This window comes from Pseudovibrio sp. Ad26 (assembly GCF_001623285.1).
GTDB lineage: Bacteria > Pseudomonadota > Alphaproteobacteria > Rhizobiales > Stappiaceae > Pseudovibrio > Pseudovibrio ascidiaceicola.
This window is the reverse complement of sequence record NZ_LMCE01000050.1, coordinates 194045-214253: the sequence shown is the minus strand read 5'-3', so window position 1 is coordinate 214253 and position 20209 is coordinate 194045. Positions and strand designations below refer to the sequence as shown.

Here is a 20209-nt window from a genome sequence, read left to right as displayed (position 1 = left end):
CTTTAAAAACCTCTGCGGAATGCTTTTTTGAAGAATACGAATGTGTAACCGGCGCTCAGCAGCGCAGAGACAGCAGCGATCCAGGCAAGGGGTGCCAGTGGTATGTCCAGAGCATTGGTGACGGCTCCATCTTCCATGAGGCGTTCTGCGTGTGCAGCCAGTCGCCAGGAGAGGATCAGGAGCGTGACAGTGGAGACAGACCAGGCAACGCCCTTCATCAGAGACTGCATGACTGGTGGAACCATGCCGTAGATCATGTCTACTTCAACATGTTCTTTCCGAGAGGTTGTCAGCGGCAGAGCTGTGAAAACCAAAGCGCCAAGCATCAACTGGGTGATTTCGAAAGCACCGCGAACAGGAGCGTTGAACCAATAACGGCCAACCACATCAACGACTGTAAGGCCAGTCAGACCCGCGAGGAGTAACGCGCAACATATTCCAAGGCCGAGCTCGATGAGCTTGGCGAGGGAGCGCACCCGCGATGCGCCCCCTGAAGAGTTGTTAGACCCGATCACTTTTCTACGCCTGTAGATTTACGGAACTTTGTCAGAGCAGCAGTGCCGTCAAAGCCATCTTCTGCAACAGCCTTTGCCCATTCGGTCTCGTAGCCAGCAGCTTTTTCCTTAATGGCCGCAACCATTTCAGGAGATGCATCATAAATTTCGATGCCAGCTTTGTTGATGCGCTCGATTGCCTTCTCGTCAGCACCGTTCCAGGCTTTACCAACACGCTCAGCAAAAGCATCGCCGGAAATTGCCATGATAGCGGCCTGATCTTCAGCGGAGATGCCCTTCCACTTGTCTTCGTTCATCACGAGGAACCATGTGGTGTTGTAAATGCCGCCAGGAACGCGCATGGAGTATTTAACGTGGTCCAGCAGTTTGAATGCGGTCAGGGCTTCATAGGTGAAGGTAACACCGTCAATGATGCCGCGAGACAGGGTCTCGTACACTTCACCGGATGGCATGAACAACGGAGACGCGCCAAGATCACTTGCCAGATCAGCAATGTAGCCGCCCGGCACACGGATCTTCAGGCCTTCAATGTCCGCTGGTGTGTTCAGCTTGCGCACGTTGTTATGGAACACGCCCGGGCCATGAACGAAGAGACCAAGAACCTTGGTGCCCTTATGCTCAGCCTGTGCATCCAGATCGTTTGCGTAAACATCCCAAAATGCTTTGGAACCGGAAACAGCGTCATCTCCAAGGAAGGAGAACTGGCCGATACGGGAGCGCTGGAAGCGGTTGTCTTTGGTGAAGGAGTGCAGACCGTATGTGATGTCGACAACGCCGTCAGCAGCCATGTCAAAGTGCGCAGGTGGAGCGCCAGCAGGTTTTGCCAGAACGCGCACAGAAACGCGGCCATCAGTAACCTTCTTAACTTCCTTTGCCCACGGCTTGATTGCGTTGACTACAATCGGGTGGCGTGGTGGCAGCCAGCTGGAAAGAACCAGCTTGGTTTCTGCGTAAGCAGCGGTTGCAAATGCAGTTGGCGCCAACATGGCAGCTGTTGCCATGCCAAGCAGCGTGCGGCGGGCAACTTTCGTCTTCAAGAATTCCATGGCTCCCTCCCTAAAGATACCAATAAAATCATTTTGTTGGGTGAAGAACGGGAACCTCCCAGTCCCCATTCTTCAGGCAGTCCTAGTCCTAGGCTTTGCCGAGTTCTTTTGCGTGCAGCCAGTCAGCGTGTTTTGGCGCCTTCTTGGTGCGGCTCCACTCTTCCAGCATGTCCCACTTCACAGCATCGAGACGCTTGAGCTTCTCTTCTTCTGCCGGATCCGGACATGCCAGCTCGACGCGGTGTCCGTTTGGATCGAAGAAGTAGATGGAATGGAAGATGGAGTGATCTGTCACGCCCAGCACATCAATGCCGTTGCCTTCAAGGTGCTCTTTAAACTCGATCAGAGTTTCACGGTCCTTCACTTTGAAGGCAATGTGCTGCACCCAGATTGGCGTGTTCTCGTCGCGGCCCATTTCCGGCTTGGTTGGCAGTTCAAAGAATGCCAGCACGTTGCCGTTGCCTGCATCAAGGAACAGGTGCATGTAAGGATCAGGCTCGTGTGTAGAAGGAACCTTGTCCTCTGCAATCGCCAGTACGAAGTCCATGTTGAGGTTTTTAGTGTACCACTCAACGGTCTCTTTTGCGTCTTTACAACGGTAGGCAACGTGGTGAATTTGCTCAATTTTCATAAGACTCTAAGCGAGGTGACTAAACCTCGCCTCCTCCCTGTGTTTTGGCAGCCAGGTCCATTGCTTCACGAAGAACACTTGCATCCCCGATGTGGTTGGCAAGAATGAGAACCAGCTTGGCGTTGAGCGCCTCGCTTTCCTCTTCAGAACGTCCTTCATGCAGAACCAGAAGATCGTGATAAAACTCGTCCGGTTTGGCGATGTTTGCTTTTGTATTCAGATGGCTCATTGTGCGGCCTCCTGCTCAAAAATGCCGATAGCGCGGTTCAGGGCCTGAGCAACGTTTGCTCCGTCATAGGTCTCCCAACGGGCAGCAACGTGCTGGTCCGGGCGCATCAGATAAACAGCGGAAGACTTGTCTCCCAGATAACGATCAGCAATTTCATCCGTCGCGTTGACACGCAGCGCTGAAACGGTCACGCCGCCAACGTCGACAGTGTCCGGCACATCCGTGTTGATTGCCAGCAACTGGAATTTGTTGCCCAACTGATCCAGCAACCAACCATCCGCAGTTGGCGCATCTGCTGCCGGAGAGCCCGGACGGGAGCGCACTGGCATACCAGCGCAGTCATCGCTGTTGAGCGAAGAACCGTCATAGGTAGCTGGAACGGACAGGCGACCGGAGTTTACCAGCGGGCGTGCAAATTCAGCAGCCTCGGAAAGGTCCAGCACAGCATTGCGGAACACACGGCTGATCGCAGATTTCGGCGTGATGAAGTCAGTGGAGCGGGAAGAGTTCAAAATGTTCTCTTCAGCAGCAAACACACGCTCTTCATCATAGGTGTCCAGCAGGCTCATCGGCGCCGTACCGTCCATCACCAGCTTCAGCTTCCAGATCAGGTTGTCTGTGTCCTGCAAGCCGGAGTTCGCACCACGGGCTCCAAATGGAGACACCTGATGGGCACTGTCACCAGCAAAGATCACACGGCCTTTGCGGAACTGTTCCATACGGCGGCACTGGAAGGTGTAGATGGAAACCCACTCAAGCTCGAAGTTTACATCCTCGCCCAGCATGGCTTTCAGGCGTGGAATGACATTTCCGGGCTTCTTTTCTTCTTCCTTGTCGACATCCCAGCCAAGCTGCAGGTCGATGCGCCACACATTGTCTGGCTGCTTATGAAGAAGAGCGGACTGACCACGGTTGAATGGCGGATCGAACCAGAACCAGCGCTCTGTCGGGAAGTTAGCTTCCATAACCACGTCAGCAATCAGGAAGTTGTCTTCAAAGATGCGGCCTACAAAATCCATACCCATCATGGCGCGGATTGGAGAGGCTGCGCCATCACACGCGATCACCCAGTCGGCTTCAACAGAGTAGTTGCCTTCTGGTGTTTCCAGCTCAACAGTTGCAAAGTCACTGCCCTGATCTACGGAGACAACCTTGTTGTTGCCCCGGATCTCGATAGGCTTGCCCTGTGCTTGCAGCTCTTTGACCCGGTCAACCAGATACTCTTCAAAGTAATACTGTTGCAGGTTGATGAAAGCCGGACGCTTGTGACCGTCTTCCGGCAACAGGTCAAACTGATAAACCTGACGCTCGTCAAAGAAGACCTTGCCCACGTTCCACTGAACGCCTTTGTCGACAAACTGATCACCACAGCCAATGCGGTCGAGGATTTCCAGCGGACGCTTTGCATAGCAAACCGCACGGGAACCCCAGCTCACCTTGTCGTTGTCGTCGACAACAACAACTTCAACATCCTGCATGGCCAGTTCAATTGCTGCGGCCAGACCAATCGGGCCTGCTCCCACCACAACAACTTTATGGCGCACTGCCTTTTCCGCATCCTGATCCGGCGACCGGACATATGGATAAAGCGGAACTTCGAAAATCTTTTTTTTCGTCATACGCTGCCTCCCAGCAAGTGTGATGCCTCAGCCAGCATCCGGCAAAACATCAATCAACTTTGGAGAGCCGGTTGGAACTTGGGGTCCATCCGGCGCCCTGACGCATATGGGGTGGCTTTCGCCTGCGGTATTGAAGGTGGAAGGGACCAGCAAAATTGGTGTTCAGGATAAACACTGCCAAAATGCTGAGAGAGACAAGAACTCAAGCTGTTGCCGTGAGCCAGTATTTTCTATTTCTTGGATGCACTCGCTCTGATGCGAGTGACCCAAATTCTGTAGTTTCCTGTCATCTCTCTTTAGGTCTTCCACCTCGATTTGGTTTGAGCGTTGCGACCTTTATCTCTTCAATGGAGAAAGGTGGTGAGGAGAATTTTGTGCAGCTTGCAAGCCGCCAACAAAGGACATCCTCACCTCAGCTCATTCATATTAGCCCTGCAATGCTGCCCACATTTCCTGATCGCGTTCAGCGGTCCAGATACGTGGTGTTTCGATGCCGCGCGCTTCGTCAAAAGCGCGTGCGACGTTGAACGGCAGACAATGCTCGTAGATTGCGTAGTCAGCGAATTTTGGATCGCATTCTGCGCGCACAGCATCCCATGCTTCTTTCAAGGAGCCACCACGAACGGCAACGCGTGCTGCTGGCTTGTAGGTGCTTTCAACAAAGTCGCGGGTGTTCTCAATGGCTTTATTGACCATTTCCTTGCCCACAAGCGCATCACCGCGGCCCGGTGCAATTGCATCTGGATTGTAGGCCTTGATTGCGTCGAGCGTATTGCCCCAATCTTTGAAGTGACCGTCGCCGCAGTAACAAGCGGAGTGGTACTCAACAATGTCACCGGTGAACATCACGCCTTCATCGGGAACCCATGCAACGATGTCGCCAGCGGTGTGGGCACGGCCCAGATGCATCAGCTCAACCTTGCGGCTGCCCATGTTGATGGTCATCCGGTCTTTGAAGGTCATAGTCGGCCACGTAAGACCCGGAATGGAGTCCGCTGCATCAAACAGGCGTGGGAAGCGACCGAACTCGGAGTCCCAGTCTTCCTGACCGCGCTCATAGATCATGCCCTCACACTTTTCAGAGGCAATGATTTCTGAAGCGCCGTAACCGGAAGCACCCAGCACGCGCACTGCGTGGTAGTGAGACAAGGTTACGTATTTGATCGGCTTGTCAGTGACTTCGCGGATTTTATCGACCACGAGCTGGGCCATGACAGGGGTTGCCTGCGCATCAACCACCATGACGCTGTCATCACCAATGATAACGCCGGTGTTTGGATCACCTTCAGCGGTGAACGCGTACAGATCGCGTCCAACTTCGGTGAAGGAGATCTTTTTGGCTTCCATGTCGCCACTGGATGCAAATGCTTTAGCCATCGTCACTATCCTAAATTATGCTTTGAAATCTGGAGCTGGCAGAATTTTGCCGGTACATTCGCCGAAGCCGATGCGGAAGCCATCGCCCTGTGCCCAGCCTGTCAGCGTCAGGGTGTCACCATCCTCGATGAACGTGCGGCTTTCACCGCTGTCCAGAGTGATCGGCTCTTTGCCACCCCATGTGAGTTCCATCAGGGAACCAAACTCAGCCTTGTCCGCACCTGAAATGGTGCCGGAGCCGAGCAGGTCGCCCGTGTTCATTTTACAGCCGCCAATGGCATGGTGGGTCAACTGCTGTGCCGCAGAGTAGTACATGCGGTTGTAATTGGTGTGGCAGAGCAAAGTCGCTTTGTCAGTGCCTTCTGGCTGCATGTAGGCCTGCAGCTCAATGTCGTAGATCATCGGACCCGGCTCATTGAGATAAGGCAGAAGCTCTTTTTCACGCTCTGGTGTGCTGGTTCGGAAGGATTCCAGTGCTGCCTTCGTCACAACCCACGGGCTGATGGAGGTTGCAAATGCTTTCGCCTGAAACGGACCAAGCGGCTGATATTCCCAGCCTTGAATGTCGCGTGCGGACCAGTCGTTGAGCAGCACATAACCGAAGATCATATCATCGGCTTCCTGCACGGTGATCGGCTGACCCATAGTGCTTGGCGTACCAACAACCGCACCCATTTCCAACTCGATATCGAGGCGTGCACAGGCTTTGAAAGAAGGCACCTGAGCCGTTGGCGCTTTGGTTTGACCCAGAGGGCGCTTGATATCTGTACCGGATACAATGACCGTTGAGGCGCGGCCATTGTATCCGATTGGGATATGCAACCAGTTGGGTGGTAGTGCATTCTCAGCGCCGCGAAGAATAGTGCCAATGTTCATGGCATGTTGCTTGCCGGCGTAAAAATCGGTGTATTCAGAAACTGCAAAAGGCAGGTACATCTGCGCAGCGCTCATTGGCACCAGCGCTTTTGCTTTCAACGTATCATTGCCGGAAAGAGCGTCATTGCCGCCTTTCGCAAACAGCGATGTGAGCTGCTCGCGAACGCTGTCCCAGGATGTTTTGCCAAGGCCCATGAAGGCATTCAGAGTTGGCTTATCGAAAACTGTAGTGGCGGCGCCCGCTTTGAGAAGGCCGGCAGATTCCAGCATAGCCATGTCAACAACCATGTCACCGATCGCAACACCACAACGTGGCTCTTCACCGTTTTTGGCAAACACGCCGTAGGGAAGATTTTGGATTGGGAAATGGCAGTGCGGTGCGTTCGCACTCTCGATCCAACTCGTCATAACACATCCTTGGCAATTGAAGATCACCTGCTGGTCCTCCCAGACTCAGGCAATCTGTAATTTATCTAATCTCAGAATAGTTTCACTTGTAACTTTGTCAATAACATTTTCCGCCAAAACAAATTCCCTAAGCGTAAGAAAACGGGCTAAAATGCTGCAAAATGGCTAAAAATAGCTAAAAATAGCTAATTATTCTACTTTTGGGTATATATCAGAGGCGCTGATCATGCTCTTGACATATAGTTGCAATTGATACTATCAGGATGATTGTGCAAGTATGAGTGCGCAATAGTTTCATTTTAAACCAACGAGACGTGATGATGGTGACTGCGAACAACACGATGGACAAGGAAGACTTCCAGCTTGGGTCGTTCTTTCCCTATAAGGTCCGTGTTTTTGGCACTGCCGTTAGTACAGCTGTCTCAAGTGTTTACCGGGAACGGTACGGCCTCAGCGTCTCCGAATGGCGCACCATGGCAATTCTGGGTCGCAATCAGGCGCTGTCTGCCTCTGAGATTGTTGAACGCTCCAGTATGGACAAGGTGAATGTCAGTCGCGCTGTGCAGGCTCTCCGCAAAAAGGAGTTCCTGCGCCGCGATATTGACGGAGAGGACCGCCGTAAATCCGTCCTGCGTCTGACCGAAAAAGGTCTTGCCGTGTTCAACGATGTCATTCCGCTGGTGCGGGATGTAGAAGCGGCACTGACTGAGAACCTTTCCGCAGAAGAACAGGCGGTTCTTCTGACATTGATGGAAAAGGTTCAAAAAAATGCAGAGGGACTTATTGGGGAAATGAGTGCCGAGGCTGCCAACGGGGCCTGAAGCGTATCTCCGAAAGATCAGAACCGATTTTCGGACAAGGATACGCGTAAGATCATGAATTGAGCTCTGGGAGGGGGCGCCAATACGATGAGCAACATTAGATTATATGATTACTGGCGTTCTTCCGCGAGCTACCGGGTCCGCATCGCATTGAACCTGAAAGGGCTCTCCTACGATATGGTTACGGTCAATCTGCTCAAAGGCGAGCAGAAGGCTGATGAAAACCTGAGCCGCAACCCACAGGGTTTTGTGCCGTCGCTGGATTTGGACGGCGATATGCTGATCCAGTCACTCGCCATCATCGAATATCTGGATGAGTTGCACCCAGCCCCTGCCCTGATGCCATCCTCAGCTCGCGAGCGTGCCCGTGTGCGAGCACTGTCTCATGCCATCGCCATGGATATTCACCCGGTTTGTAATCTGGGTGTGGTTCAGCGCATTGTAGAGCTGGCTGGCGGAGATGATCAGGTCAAAGTTGACTGGATGCGCGAGTTCATCGCCAAGGGCCTCGATGCCTTTGAGCAGATGCTCGCAGATGGGCAGAGCGGCACATTCTGTCATGGGGACCAGGTGACACTGGCGGATATCTGCCTTGTCCCGCAAGTTTACAATGCGGATCGCTGGGGTGTGGATCGATCTCACCTCTCCCGCATCAATGCCATTATCAAGCAAACTGAGCAGATTGAAGCCTTTCAGAAGGCAGCACCTAAACAGGATGCGTGAGGGAAAATATCCTTCAGTTCAATGAATGGTGTTCATTTTTAACGCGGTGTTGGAAAATTATTCCTGCGCCGCGTTTCTTTGTCTGGAAAGCCGTATTCCAGAATAAATCAATTGTTTGGCTCCGAGATTGTTGGAAACACGTCAAGTTTCCTAGGAATAACGTGCGCAAGTTTCTCTCAGTGAAACTGTAATTTTAGCAATATTTCACTCCTAAACTATCTCCCTGTCTCGCTTTGCTGTCGTGAAAATTCTTCTTTACTGAGTTTTGCCTCTTGCAAACAGAGATATATCAGAGATAATACTGATATATCACCGGTGGCTAATGGAATTATTGGGAGAAGCCACCACCTGCGCGCCGCCATGCATCATAAAATAATAAGCAGGCCAGGCGTGTATCAATTGAGGGGACTATCATGAAGACTTTGTTGATTGCCGCGCTTGCAGGCGTGTCGATGCTCGCCATCAATTCGGCTCAGGCCGTAGAACGTGGTGGCACGCTCACCTTCGCTCGCTATGATGATTCCAATCTGGTTGATCCAGTTTACGCAGATCGGAACCCAGATATCTGGATGGTCACAAACCTCTACGATACCCTGCTTCGCACCAAGGCAGATGGCAAGACCATCGTACCGGGTCTGGCGTCCGGTTATGAGGTTTCTGCAGATGGTAAAACCATCTCCATCACCCTACGCGACGGCATCAAGTTTTCCGATGGTTCTGCAATTACGCCAGCTGATGTAAAGTTCTCGCTGGAGCGCGCCACCAATCCTGATTTCGGCCCATGGTCTGGTCTTCTTGGGTCAGTTGAGAGTATCACAGAGACCGACAATGGCGTTATGCTCGCCATGAAAAACCCTGACCCGACCATTATCTCAATTCTGGCGACCTTCAACACCGCGATCGTGTCCAAGGCTGCATTTGAGGTAGCACCAGGAGCCAATGATCAGGAAAAGGCAACAGCTCTTTTCGCTCCGGGCACACCGGTTTCCGGTCCATTCACGCTGAAAGACCGCACACGCGGCAGCACCATGACCTTCTCCGCCAACCCGAATTACTGGCGTCAGGGCGAAGATGGTAAGCCATTGCCGTATCTGGATGAAGTAAGCTTCGTCGTGATTCCGGATGATGCCACACGTATTCTGAAGTTGCAGGCAGGTGAAGTGAACGGTGCTGAGTTTGTGCCATTCTCTCGTGTAGCAGAGCTGAAGGCAGATCCTGCAATCAATATGGAGCTGTATCCATCCACCCGTATCATCTACAGCCCGATCAACTCTCGTGAAACCCGGGCAGATGGCTCTCCAAACCCAATGGCGACCAAAGAGGCGCGTCAGGCGCTGAACTACGCCATCAACAAGGATGCTCTGGTTCAGCTGATCACGCATGGCACTGGCAAGTCCATGACATCCCCATTGATGGCATCGACAACGCAGCTGGCACATGATGGTGGCCCGCTATACCCTTATGATGTTGCCAAGGCGAAAGAACTGGCAGCTGCATCAGGTCTTGAAGGTGCAGAAATTACACTGACCACACTTGCAGGCTCTTCTGATGATGCAACTCTGTTTGCTGCCATCCAGCAAATGTGGGGTGCAATCGGCGTCAACGTGAAAGTGGAGCAGGTTGATAACCCGACCCGCGGCGCGAAGAACCGTTCCGGCGAGTTCGACATTCATACCTACGGCTGGGTGAATGATGTGAACGATCCGGCACAGGTTGCTGGCTGGCTGGGCTATTACCCAACCCGTAAAGCTGTTGGCACTGGTTGGAACAACGCAGAATTCAACTCCCTGTTTGAAGCCTCCAACACCGAGATCGATCCTGAAAAGCGCAGCGAGCAATACAAGCGCATGCAGGAAATCTATGCAGATGCGGCCCCGCTTCTGTTCCTCTATGAAACGCCATTTGCTGTTGCTCTGTCTGCCAACGTGAACGGTTATCTCCAGACACCGTTGGGGAACAACGAGTTCTCCTCGGCGTGGATTGCAAAATAACTTCTCCACTGAGTGCGCCCGGTCTGCATCAACAGGCAAACCGGGCGTGAAGTAAACAGAACAGGTGGTCTGATCAGAAAACGGCAGGACCAGACCACCTGCCCCATGCAATCCGGAAAGCTGAAGCGTCAATCCCATAACTCTGTCGCTTCGGCTCTCAATACTCTCGCCCTATTAGGAATCAGGAATGTCGTCACTTTCCTATCTGGTGTCACGGCTGCTGCAGATTATTCCGACCTTTCTTCTTGTGATGGTCGTTATCTTTCTGCTGGTGCGTATGTTGCCAGGGGATCCGGCCATTGCCATGGCCGATGCCAAAGCCACCGAAGCTCAGCTGGAACTCATCCGCCAAAAACTCGGGTTAAATGAACCGCTGGTCATGCAGTTCTTCTATTTTGTAAAGAACACTTTGAGTGGAGATATGGGCACATCCATTCTTCTCAAAACGCCCGTACTGGAAGTTATTATTGAACGTATTCCAGTCACGGCGTTCCTCACCCTCTATGCCGTTTGCCTTTCCATTCTCATTGCTGGCCCGCTGGCCTTTGTTGCTGCGCTGAATAAAAATGGTGGTCTGGATATTGCCATTCGCAGCGGCTTTCAGGTGGGGCTTTCAACCCCGGTGTTTTACATTGGTCTGTTGCTGCTCACCTTCCTTGCAGCGTCCCTGCGGCTGTTTCCGGTTGGTGGTTACGGAACCACGTTTTTGCAACACCTGCACCACTTGATGCTGCCCGCCCTGACGGTTGCGCTTTACACTTCTGCCATCATCATGCGGAACTTGCGTTCTGCGGTGATTGAAGTGCTGGATGCGGACTATGTGCAGTTCGCCCGCTCCAAGGGGTTGTCGCGCAGTGTCATTCTGGGCCGCCATGTTCTGCGCAACGCAATGATTTCCACTGTCACACTGCTTGGCCTTTCCATTGGAAACCTGATGAGTGGGACGCTGGTGACGGAGACGGTATTCGCGGTGCCCGGCCTTGGCCGGTTGATGCTGGAAGCGATCTTTGCCCGTGACTATCCGTTGATACAGGGCCTCACACTCACCTTTGCTGTTATGGTTTCTCTCGTGTTTCTGTTCACCGACATGGTGCAGGCATGGCTTGATCCGAGGTTGCGCCTGTCATGACCCAGCTCGATACTCTTCAAGCCACCACGCCGCAGAAGAAAAAGCTCCACCCACGGGTCAAAGCTCTGCTCCGCCCAGGGTTCCTGCTGGGCTTCTTCATCCTGTCCTCTTCCATCCTGCTTGCCGTATTCCCATGGGCATTTGCACCGTATGATCCCAATGCCTTTGACTTTAATGCGATCCAGAAGTCACCAAGTTGGGCGCATCCGTTTGGCACGGACAATCTGGGCCGCGACACCCTTTCCCGCGTGATCTGGGCGTATCAGGTTGATATGCAAATTGCGTTTTTTGCCACCTTCTTCGCCATGGTGATTGGCGTTGTCGTTGGCTCGCTGGTTGCTTATCACGGCGGCATCGCCGATGTGCTCTTTGGCCGCTTGGTTGATGTCACCATCACCTTCCCGTTTCTGGTGCTGGTTATTGCTGTTGTTGCGGTTTTGGGACCGGGACTGACCAACATGTACGTGGCAGTGACGCTGGTGCAGTGGGTCTATTATGCCCGCCTCACCCGTGCAGAAATCATGATGCAGATGACCAGCGATTATGCCTCTGCCGGACGGGTGATGGGATATTCCTCCACTCGCATCATCTTCCGTCATTTGTTGCCCAACGCCACAACGCCGCTGATCACCTATTGGATGACCGACATGGCGCTCGCCATCCTACTTGGGTCTTCTCTTGGTTATCTCGGCCTTGGCGCACAGCCACCGCAGGCAGAATGGGGTGTATTAATCGCAGAAGGGCGTAACTTCATCACCACCGCCTGGTGGATGAGCCTGATGCCGGGGATTGCGATTGTTGTGACTGGGCTTGGATTCTCTCTTGTGGGAGACAGCCTTGCTGATGTTCTCAGACCACGGGGGGCATCATAATGACCAACCCAAATGAGAGCCTATTACAGGTTCGCGATCTCACCACCACCTTCCACAGCAAAGGCCGCGTTCTGCGCGCTGTTGATGGCATTTCGTTTGATGTGCGTGCTGGTGAGGTGCTTGGACTGGTGGGCGAAAGTGGCTCTGGTAAATCCATCAGTTTGCGCTCCATCATCGGCCTTGCTCGCGACTATGGCACGGTGGAAGGTAATGTTTACTGGAAGGGGGAGGATCTGCTCACTCAAACAGACAAACAGTTGCAGTGCGTTCGTGGTAGCCAGATCTCCATGATCTTTCAGGAACCCATGACCTCACTCAACCCGCTGCTCACTGTTGGGTTGCAAATTGAGGAAAACCTGAAAGCCCACACCGATCTGGATCGCCGCGCCCGCAAGGCACGCGCCATCGAACTGCTGGATATGGTGGGTATTCCCAGCGCGTCATCACGGCTCAAGGACTTTCCGCACCAGTTCTCCGGCGGCATGCGCCAGCGTGTGATGATCGCCATCGCACTGGCGTCCAATCCGGAGCTGTTGCTGGCTGATGAACCGACCACCGCGCTTGATGTCACCATTCAGGATCAGATCTTGCAGCTGCTGTTGTCGTTGGCAAAGGATCTCAATATGGCGATTGTGCTGGTGACCCATGATCTGGGGGTCGTTGCACAAACCTGTGATCGTGTGGCGGTGATGTACGCTGGTCGCCTGGTAGAAAGCGGTTCAGTTCGCGATGTCCTGAAACGACCTCAGCACCCTTACACACTAGGCCTGCTGAAATCGGTACCGGAAAACATGCCACCCCGCACACCGCTGTACTCTGTTCCCGGCACACCACCGGCGCTGGATGCTCTGCCCAAAGGATGTGCCTTCGCGCCGCGCTGCCACAAAGCGGAGGATGTGTGCCTTGGTACCAAACCACCACTCTCCGTGTTGGGAGATGGAATTTCATCTGCCTGCCATTTCACAGCAGACATTCGTGAGGAGGTGCTGGCATGACCAATGAAGCTCCGGTTTTGGAAGTTGAAGACCTTCATTTACACTTTCCGCTCAAAAGAACCCTCTTCGACGCAATTCAACGCAAACAAAAACGCATTGTCAAAGCACTCAACGGGGTGAGCCTTGAAGTAAAACGGGGTGAAACGCTTGGCATTGTTGGCGAATCTGGCTGCGGGAAGTCCACTTTAGCCCGCTGTCTGGCCCGCCTTTATGAGGCAGATGCGGGCAAAATACATTATGACGGGCAAGAGGTTGCAGCCAAGGATGCCGCTGCCTTGCGAGAGTATAACCGCAAGGTCCAGATGATGTTTCAGGACCCGTATTCCTCCCTCAATCCCCGCATGACAGTGCGACAGGTCTTGAGCGAGGCGCTGCGTGTTCACAACATGCGGCCACCTGAGCAGATCAATGATCGCATAGCCGAGTTGTTGGACTTGGTGCGCCTGCCGCAAGATGCTGCGGATAAGCTGCCCTATGAGTTTTCTGGCGGACAACGCCAACGCATTGCAATTGCACGCGCTTTGTCGGTTGAACCAGAGGTGCTGGTTGCGGACGAACTGGTGTCGGCTCTGGATGTATCAGTTCAGGCGCAGGTGGTGAACTTGCTGCTGGAACTGCAAGATAAGCTGGATCTGACCATCCTGTTCGTTGCCCATGACCTCAGACTTGTCCGCCATGTATCCCACAGGGTCGCCGTGATTTATTTGGGTACAATTGTTGAGATTGGCGATTCAGAACAGCTCTTCAACGCCCCCAAACACCCCTACTCCAAGGCTCTTCTGGCAGCAGCCCCTTCTCTTGATCCAGACAAACGCCATACTCGGCCTTCAATATCAGGCGAACTGCCTAGCCCGCTCAACGTGCCAAAGGGCTGCGCATTCCATGCAAGATGTCCCCATGCCTCAGGGCGATGCCAAAGTGAAACTCCCAGATTGAGGGCATTAGACGAGCTCGGTAAAGTGGCTTGTCATCATGCCGAAGCTCTTCTATCAGCATAAAACCCCATCACACGATCGAGCAAAAAATGTTGGAAAATCAGAAATTTGAAAGAACCACAGACCGCTTGAACCTCATACGAGACGAGCTGAAGCGCAGCGGATTGGATGCAGTTATCATCCCGCGTTTTGATGAGCATCAGGGGGAATATTGCGCCCCGCATGACGAGCGTCTGGCATGGGCAACTGGCTTCACTGGCTCCGCAGGTCTGGCGATTGTCACAGTAGATCAAGCGGTTATGTTTGTTGATGGCCGCTACACCGTTCAGGTGCGCAACCAATGCAGCGGCGAGTTCTTTTCCTACCAGCATATCTTTGATGAACCACTGGAAAATTGGATTTCCACCAATATAAAGGCAGGGCAGCAAGTTGGCGTCGACCCGATGCTTATCCCCTCAGCTTGGTGGGATCGTTTTGCTGGCGGAGCTAAAGACACAGGTGCCACACTGGTGGCAACAGCTAGCAATATCATTGATGCAGTCTGGTCGGACCAACCAGAAAAACCGCTCTCTCCAGTTACGCCGTACTCCCTTGATAAAGCAGGTAAAACCAGCCTCGAGAAACGGACTGAAATTGCAGCGCATCTGAAGCACAAAGGCGCGAAGGTGCTGGTGGAAACCCAGCCCGACAACATTGCCTGGCTTCTAAATGTTCGCGGTGATGACGTAGAATTCAACCCTATCCCGCATTCCTTCCTGCTGCTGAAAGATGATGGCTCTGCGATTTGGTTCGTGGATTCGCGTAAGCTTTCCAATAGCTTGGATGAGTATGAGCTGGAGAAAGTGGAAACCGCAGACCCTGCCAGCTTCATCAGCTCGCTGGAAAAAATGACCGGAGAAGGAACGCAGGTTCTGATCGATCCGATGTTCTCTCCCGTCGCAACCCGTCTTGCTGTTCAGGCCTCTGGTGGTATTCCCGTCATGGAACAAGGAGCCGTGACACTCACTAAGGCTAAGAAAAACGCCAATGAACTCAAAGGATTGCGCGATTGTCATGTGCGTGATGGCATCGCATGGACCGAGTTTTCTGCCTGGTTAAAACGGGAGGTTCCGCAAAGAGCCAAGGCAGGCGATCCGGTGCACGAGCTGGAAGCGGAAGAACGTATCCTGACCGAGCGCAAACGTCAGAAAGACTTTGTTTATCCGAGCTTTAGAAGCATCTCTGCAGCTTCAGGTAATGCCGCTATGTGCCATTATGCAGCTACGGGTGCCTCCAATTCCGCGATCCTTCCTGACCACACATATCTGCTGGATTCTGGCGGCCAGTATCAGGATGGCACCACCGACGCGACACGCACCTTTGCGTTCTCGGAAACATCGGAAGAGTTTAAAGCCGCCTACACCGCTGTTTTCAAAGGCTTTGTAGCGTTGGCTTCGCTGCGTTTCCCGAAAGGTACACAAGGTCATCACATCGACGGGTTTGCCCGTAGGCCGCTTTGGGATCTGGGGCTCGATTATGATCACGGTACCGGTCATGGGATTGGGCACTTCCTTTCCGTTCACGAACAGCCGCAACGCATCGGCAAGCCTTACAATCCGGTGGACCTCGTTGCTGGCATGGTAATGTCCATTGAACCGGGATATTACGTTGCAAATCAATACGGTATCCGGATTGAGAACCTTTTTGAGATCGTAGAGGAAGACGATGGTTTCCTCGTTTTCAAGAACCTCTCCTACATCCCCATTGAACCGCAGATGCTCAACATGGTTGATCTCACCCGCACCGAAATCAAATGGCTTGGCGACTACAATGTTGATTTGAAACGGGTTCTTGGCCCAGAATTGAGCCCGGACGCCTATGACTATCTGATAAGTTGTTGTGGACTGCCGGAGTAATTGCGGCTGACAAAAAAAGCCCCGCAGAGCTTGAAGCTTTGCAGGGCTAGTCGTTTGTAATTTAGAGAGAAATCAGGCCGATACCTGTTCTCCAATCGCTTCAATAAGCAGCGCTTTTGCAGCTTCCAGCGTAAACTCGACCGGATTGCCGCCAGCACTTGGATCTTTCACTGCTTCTTCTGCAAGCACATCAATCTTGTCAGTGCCTACACCCAGTTCGGCAAGGGTATTTGGCACACCCATATCCGAGCGCATCTTCATAACAAAATCGAAGAAACCGTCGAAACCGCCGGGAATATAAAGGTAAGCCGCCAGTTTCTCAATGCGCTCTTCAATCGCTGCACGGTTGAACTTGAGCACAGTTGGCATGATCACAGCATTGGTCAGACCATGATGCGTGTTGTAAACCGCCCCAACCGGATGAGCCAGCGCGTGAATACCGCCAAGGCCTTTTTGGAAGGCTACTGCGCCCATTGCTGCCGCACTCATCATGTGACCACGAGCTTCAATATCATTCGGATTTGCAACGACTTTCGGCAGGTTTTCCTTCACAAGGCGCATGCCTTCCAGCGCGATGCCCTGAGACATTGGGTGGTAATGCGGAGAGCTGTAGGCTTCCAGACAATGCACGAATGCATCGATGCCAGTCCCAACGGTGATCATCTTCGGCATGCCAACAGTCAGCTCTGGATCACAGATCACAACGCTTGGGAGAATCTTTGGATGGAAAATGATCTTCTTTACGTGGCTCTCAGAATTGGTGATCACGCTTGCACGACCAACTTCAGAGCCAGTGCCAGCAGTGGTTGGAACAGCAATGTTCGGGTAGATCGCATCCGCGTCAGCCCGTGTCCACCAATCACCAATATCTTCGAAATCCCAAACAGGGCGCGTTTGACCTGCCATGAACGCAATCAGCTTGCCAAGATCGAGGCCTGAGCCTCCACCGAATGCAATCACACCGTCATGATCACCTGCGTTGAAGGCTGCAACACCTGCTTCCAGATTGATCTCAGTCGGGTTTGGATCAACCTCAAAGAACATGGCGCGGCCAAGGCCTGCCTCTTCCATCACGTCCAGGGTACTTGCGGTAACTGGCAGGCTAGCAAGGCCCTTGTCGGTCACCAGCAATGGCTTTTTGATGCCAGCAGCAGCGCATGCGTCGGCCAATTCCTTAATGCGCCCGGCACCAAAGCGGATGGCGGTCGGGTAGCTCCAGTTTGCTGTCAGAGTCATTTTTCTTATGCCTTTTTAAGATGATACGATTTTGGACGGGTCAGGTTCTGGTAGCCGATTTCCGACAGAGCGCCTCCGCGACCAGTATCTTTGCAGCCTGTCCAGCACAGAGCCGGGTCCAGATAGTCCGCACGGTTCATGAACACGGTACCGGTCTCAATCTGAGCGCCGAGCTTTGCTGCCCGTGCGGGATCCTGTGTCCAGAGAGACGCCGTCAGGCCGTAGTGACTGTCGTTCATCAGGCGGATTGCTTCTTCGTCGCTCTCCACTTTCATGATGCCGACCACAGGGCCGAAGCTCTCTTCGCGCATAACTTCCATATCGTGGTTTACATCCACGAGGATTTGAGGTGCGAGGTAAGCGCCACCATCATCTTCCGGGAAGAGGCCCGCGTCGATCATAGGCTTTGCGCCTTGCTCAACAGCATCTGCCACCTGTTTGCGTACCAGATCTGCAAAACGAACGTTCGCCATCGGGCCGATGGTGGTTGTCTCATCCAGCGGGTTGCCGAGTTTGTAACCGGAAACGATCTCGACAGCCTTCCTCACGAAAGCATCGTATTTGGAAGAATGCACGTAGATGCGCTCGATACCGCAGCAGCACTGGCCGGAGTTGAACATAGCACCATCAATGAGTGTTTCAGCCGCTGCCTCAACATCCGCATCATCCATCACGTAGCCCGGATCTTTACCGCCCAGCTCAAGTCCAAGACCTGTGAAGGTGCCAGCTGCAGCGATCTCCATAGCGCGACCACCACCAACAGAACCTGTAAAGTTGACGAAGCCGAAATTGCGGCCTGCGATCAGGTGCGATGTGGTGTCATGATCAAGAAAGAGGTTCTGGAATACCTCTGCCGGAACACCTGCTTCTGCAAAGGTACTGGCCATACGCTCACCAACCAGAAGCGTTTGGGTGGCGTGCTTTAGGATCACCGCGTTGCCAGCAATCAGGGCCGGAGCAACGGTGTTGATCGCAGTCATGTATGGATAGTTCCAAGGTGCGATCACGAGGATGACGCCGTGCGGTTCCTTCTCGATGCGGCGTTCAAAGTTGTCGTTCTCTTCGGCAATGATCGGTTTCAGGCTTTCTTCCGCGATCTTTGCCATGTGAGAAGCGCGCTCGTTAAAGCCGCCGAACTCGCCACCGTAACGGACCGGACGACCCATCATTTTTGCAAGTTCCGGAACGATTTCGTCGTTCTGTTCACCAATCTTTGCGACACCAGCCATAACCAGTTTGATGCGCTCTTCGAGTGGACGCGCTGCCCACTCTTTCTGCGCAGTCTTGGCACTGGCAATGACGGCTTCTGCTTCTTTCTGGCTTGCCACCGGACGTTCTGCAAATACAGAACCATCAACCGGCGAAATACATTTTAGTGTTTTTGTCATGGTCAACTCATCATTCACAGCGTGGGCTGGTTTTATCAGGCCCGTTCAAACCCGCGTGCAACTTCCCAGTCGGTTACACGGCGGTCATATTCATCCTGCTCGATCTTGGCGGCATGTGCGTAGTGATCAATCACATCGCCCCCAAATGCAGCACGAAGCATTTCAGAAGACTTCATCTCGGTAGCAGCATCGCGCAAGGTCGTCGGGATCTCGCGAGCGCCCTCACCTCCATAAGCATCGCCTCTGAATTCCGGCTCCAGCTCAAGCTCGTTTTCGATGCCATCAATGCCGGCAGCCAGCAGCGCCGCCATTGCCAGATATGGGTTCAGGTCTGCACCGCCAACACGGCATTCAACACGCACAGCCTTGGTGCCATCGCCGCATACTCGGTAGCCAGCCGTGCGGTTGTCCATGCTCCAGATGGCTTTGGTTGGCGCAAAGGTGCCAGCGGCAAAGCGTTTGTAAGAATTGATGTTTGGCGCGAGGAAATAGGTGATCGCACTCGCATACTTCAGCAAACCAGCGAGGTAATGGCGCATCATCTTAGACATGCCGTAGTCGCCGGATGGATCGTAAAACAGAGACTCGCCATCCTTGCCCCAGAGAGACTGGTGCACGTGGGAGGAACTGCCAGAAGCATCATAGTGCCACTTCGCCATAAAGCTGATGCTCTGGCCGTTCTGCCATGCGATCTCTTTACAGCCGTTCTTGATGATGGAATGGCGATCTGCCATCTTCAACGCATCGGAATAACGGACGTTGATCTCTTCCTGACCCGCATCGGCTTCACCTTTGGAACACTCGACCGGAATGTCCGCGCCGTTAAGGCCATTACGGATGGCACGCATCACGTTCTCTTCCTTGGTGGTCTGGAAGATGTGATAGTCCTCGTTGTACGCAGAAACCGGCGAAATATTGCGGTAACCTTTTGCGTGGGCTTCTTCAAAACTCTCTTTGAACAGGAAGAACTCCAGCTCAGTTGCCATGTTAGCGGTCATGCCCATGCCTTCGAGGCGGTCGACTTGGCTTTTCAAAATGGCGCGCGGAGAATGTGGAACTTCTTTGTGGGTGTGGTGGTCCAGCACATCGCACAGTACCAGTGCGGTGCCTTCCAGCCATGGAATAACGCGCAAGGTGGCAAGGTCTGGCTTCATGACGTAGTCGCCATAGCCCGCTTCCCAGCTTGTGGCCTTGTAGCCATCCGGAGTGGCCATCTCCATATCGGTTGCAAGCAGATAATTACAGCTGTGGGTCTCTTCCCAGGCGCTGTTCACGAAGAACTCGCCCTGAAAACGCTTGCCCATCAAGCGGCCCTGCATGTCCACTTGCGCTGCGATAACGGTGTCTATCTCACCGGTGTCGACCAGCTCGCGCAACTCGTCGAGGGTCAGTTTTCCGGTTCTACGTGTCTTTTTGGTTTCTTCTCGCAACATACCTGTTCCCCGAGGACCCTGTTAAAGCGGCGGATGCCCGTGCCTCTCCTGCATGGCATCACCGACACTGCTTCGTTACTGTGTGGTGTG

General features: G+C 53.2%; 18 protein-coding genes. 8 read left to right on the top strand and 10 right to left on the bottom strand.

Annotation, left to right across the window (positions count from 1 at the left end):
* Positions 1 to 2: 2 nt before the first annotated feature.
* The 7 genes from PsAD26_RS12060 to fahA all read right to left on the bottom strand — a co-directional run bounded on the left by PsAD26_RS12060 (position 3) and on the right by fahA (position 6701).
* Positions 3 to 515, bottom strand: a complete 513-nt coding sequence (locus tag PsAD26_RS12060) for a TRAP transporter small permease (RefSeq protein ID WP_208985650.1) — start codon at positions 513 to 515, stop codon at positions 3 to 5.
* Positions 512 to 1561, bottom strand: a complete 1050-nt coding sequence (locus PsAD26_RS12055) for a TRAP transporter substrate-binding protein (protein ID WP_063310617.1) — start codon at positions 1559 to 1561, stop codon at positions 512 to 514. The genes PsAD26_RS12060 and PsAD26_RS12055 overlap by 4 nt, the downstream gene beginning before the upstream one ends.
* Positions 1562 to 1649: 88 nt before the next feature.
* The gene (locus PsAD26_RS12050) at positions 1650 to 2192 is read right to left on the bottom strand and encodes a VOC family protein (RefSeq protein ID WP_057461348.1); all 543 of its coding nucleotides are present in this window, start codon (positions 2190 to 2192) and stop codon (positions 1650 to 1652) included.
* Between the two features lie 19 nt (positions 2193 to 2211).
* Entirely contained in the window at positions 2212 to 2421 is a 210-nt protein-coding gene (locus PsAD26_RS12045) for a DUF2783 domain-containing protein (RefSeq protein WP_063310616.1), read from the bottom strand.
* Entirely contained in the window at positions 2418 to 4040 is a 1623-nt protein-coding gene (locus PsAD26_RS12040; protein ID WP_063310615.1) for an FAD-dependent oxidoreductase, read from the bottom strand. The genes PsAD26_RS12045 and PsAD26_RS12040 overlap by 4 nt, the downstream gene beginning before the upstream one ends.
* Positions 4041 to 4466: 426 nt before the next feature.
* On the bottom strand, positions 4467 to 5417 hold the full coding sequence (locus PsAD26_RS12030) for an MBL fold metallo-hydrolase (RefSeq protein ID WP_063297136.1): 951 nt from the start codon (positions 5415 to 5417) through the stop codon (positions 4467 to 4469).
* A 15-nt stretch (positions 5418 to 5432) separates the two neighbouring features.
* Positions 5433 to 6701: a fumarylacetoacetase gene (gene fahA / locus PsAD26_RS12025; protein ID WP_063310613.1), complete on the bottom strand. Its 1269-nt coding sequence runs from the start codon at positions 6699 to 6701 to the stop codon at positions 5433 to 5435.
* A gap of 281 nt (positions 6702 to 6982) precedes the next feature.
* Between fahA and PsAD26_RS12020 the strand changes: the two genes are divergently transcribed.
* The 8 genes from PsAD26_RS12020 to PsAD26_RS11985 all read left to right on the top strand — a co-directional run bounded on the left by PsAD26_RS12020 (position 6983) and on the right by PsAD26_RS11985 (position 16062).
* A complete protein-coding gene (locus PsAD26_RS12020) occupies positions 6983 to 7522 on the top strand; it encodes a MarR family transcriptional regulator (protein ID WP_208985649.1) in 540 nt (179 codons plus the stop codon).
* A gap of 87 nt (positions 7523 to 7609) precedes the next feature.
* Positions 7610 to 8245: a maleylacetoacetate isomerase gene (gene maiA / locus PsAD26_RS12015; protein WP_063310611.1), complete on the top strand. Its 636-nt coding sequence runs from the start codon at positions 7610 to 7612 to the stop codon at positions 8243 to 8245.
* Positions 8246 to 8658: 413 nt separating this feature from the next.
* A complete protein-coding gene (locus tag PsAD26_RS12010) occupies positions 8659 to 10236 on the top strand; it encodes an ABC transporter substrate-binding protein (protein WP_063310610.1) in 1578 nt (525 codons plus the stop codon).
* Positions 10237 to 10423: 187 nt separating this feature from the next.
* Complete coding sequence (locus PsAD26_RS12005) at positions 10424 to 11365, top strand: ABC transporter permease (RefSeq protein ID WP_063310609.1); 942 nt, start codon at positions 10424 to 10426, stop codon at positions 11363 to 11365.
* A complete protein-coding gene (locus PsAD26_RS12000) occupies positions 11362 to 12237 on the top strand; it encodes an ABC transporter permease (protein WP_063310608.1) in 876 nt (291 codons plus the stop codon). The genes PsAD26_RS12005 and PsAD26_RS12000 overlap by 4 nt, the downstream gene beginning before the upstream one ends.
* The gene (locus tag PsAD26_RS11995) at positions 12237 to 13232 is read left to right on the top strand and encodes an ABC transporter ATP-binding protein (RefSeq protein WP_063310607.1); all 996 of its coding nucleotides are present in this window, start codon (positions 12237 to 12239) and stop codon (positions 13230 to 13232) included. Before PsAD26_RS12000 ends, PsAD26_RS11995 begins: the two co-directional genes overlap by 1 nt.
* Entirely contained in the window at positions 13229 to 14230 is a 1002-nt protein-coding gene (locus PsAD26_RS11990) for an oligopeptide/dipeptide ABC transporter ATP-binding protein (protein WP_063302933.1), read from the top strand. The genes PsAD26_RS11995 and PsAD26_RS11990 overlap by 4 nt, the downstream gene beginning before the upstream one ends.
* 26 nt (positions 14231 to 14256) lie before the next feature.
* A complete protein-coding gene (locus PsAD26_RS11985; RefSeq protein ID WP_063310606.1) occupies positions 14257 to 16062 on the top strand; it encodes a M24B family metallopeptidase in 1806 nt (601 codons plus the stop codon).
* A 72-nt stretch (positions 16063 to 16134) separates the two neighbouring features.
* On the opposite strand, the gene PsAD26_RS11980 is transcribed toward PsAD26_RS11985, so the two are convergent.
* Genes PsAD26_RS11980 through PsAD26_RS11970 form a run of 3 tightly spaced genes read right to left on the bottom strand, consistent with a single transcriptional unit; the run spans position 16135 to position 20119 of the window.
* Positions 16135 to 17298 (bottom strand): iron-containing alcohol dehydrogenase, encoded by a 1164-nt coding sequence (locus PsAD26_RS11980; protein WP_063310605.1) that lies wholly within the window; start codon positions 17296 to 17298, stop codon positions 16135 to 16137.
* A gap of 5 nt (positions 17299 to 17303) precedes the next feature.
* Positions 17304 to 18686 (bottom strand): aldehyde dehydrogenase family protein, encoded by a 1383-nt coding sequence (locus PsAD26_RS11975; RefSeq protein WP_063310702.1) that lies wholly within the window; start codon positions 18684 to 18686, stop codon positions 17304 to 17306.
* Between the two features lie 35 nt (positions 18687 to 18721).
* Positions 18722 to 20119 (bottom strand): glutamine synthetase family protein, encoded by a 1398-nt coding sequence (locus PsAD26_RS11970; protein ID WP_063310604.1) that lies wholly within the window; start codon positions 20117 to 20119, stop codon positions 18722 to 18724.
* Positions 20120 to 20209: the final 90 nt, after the last annotated feature.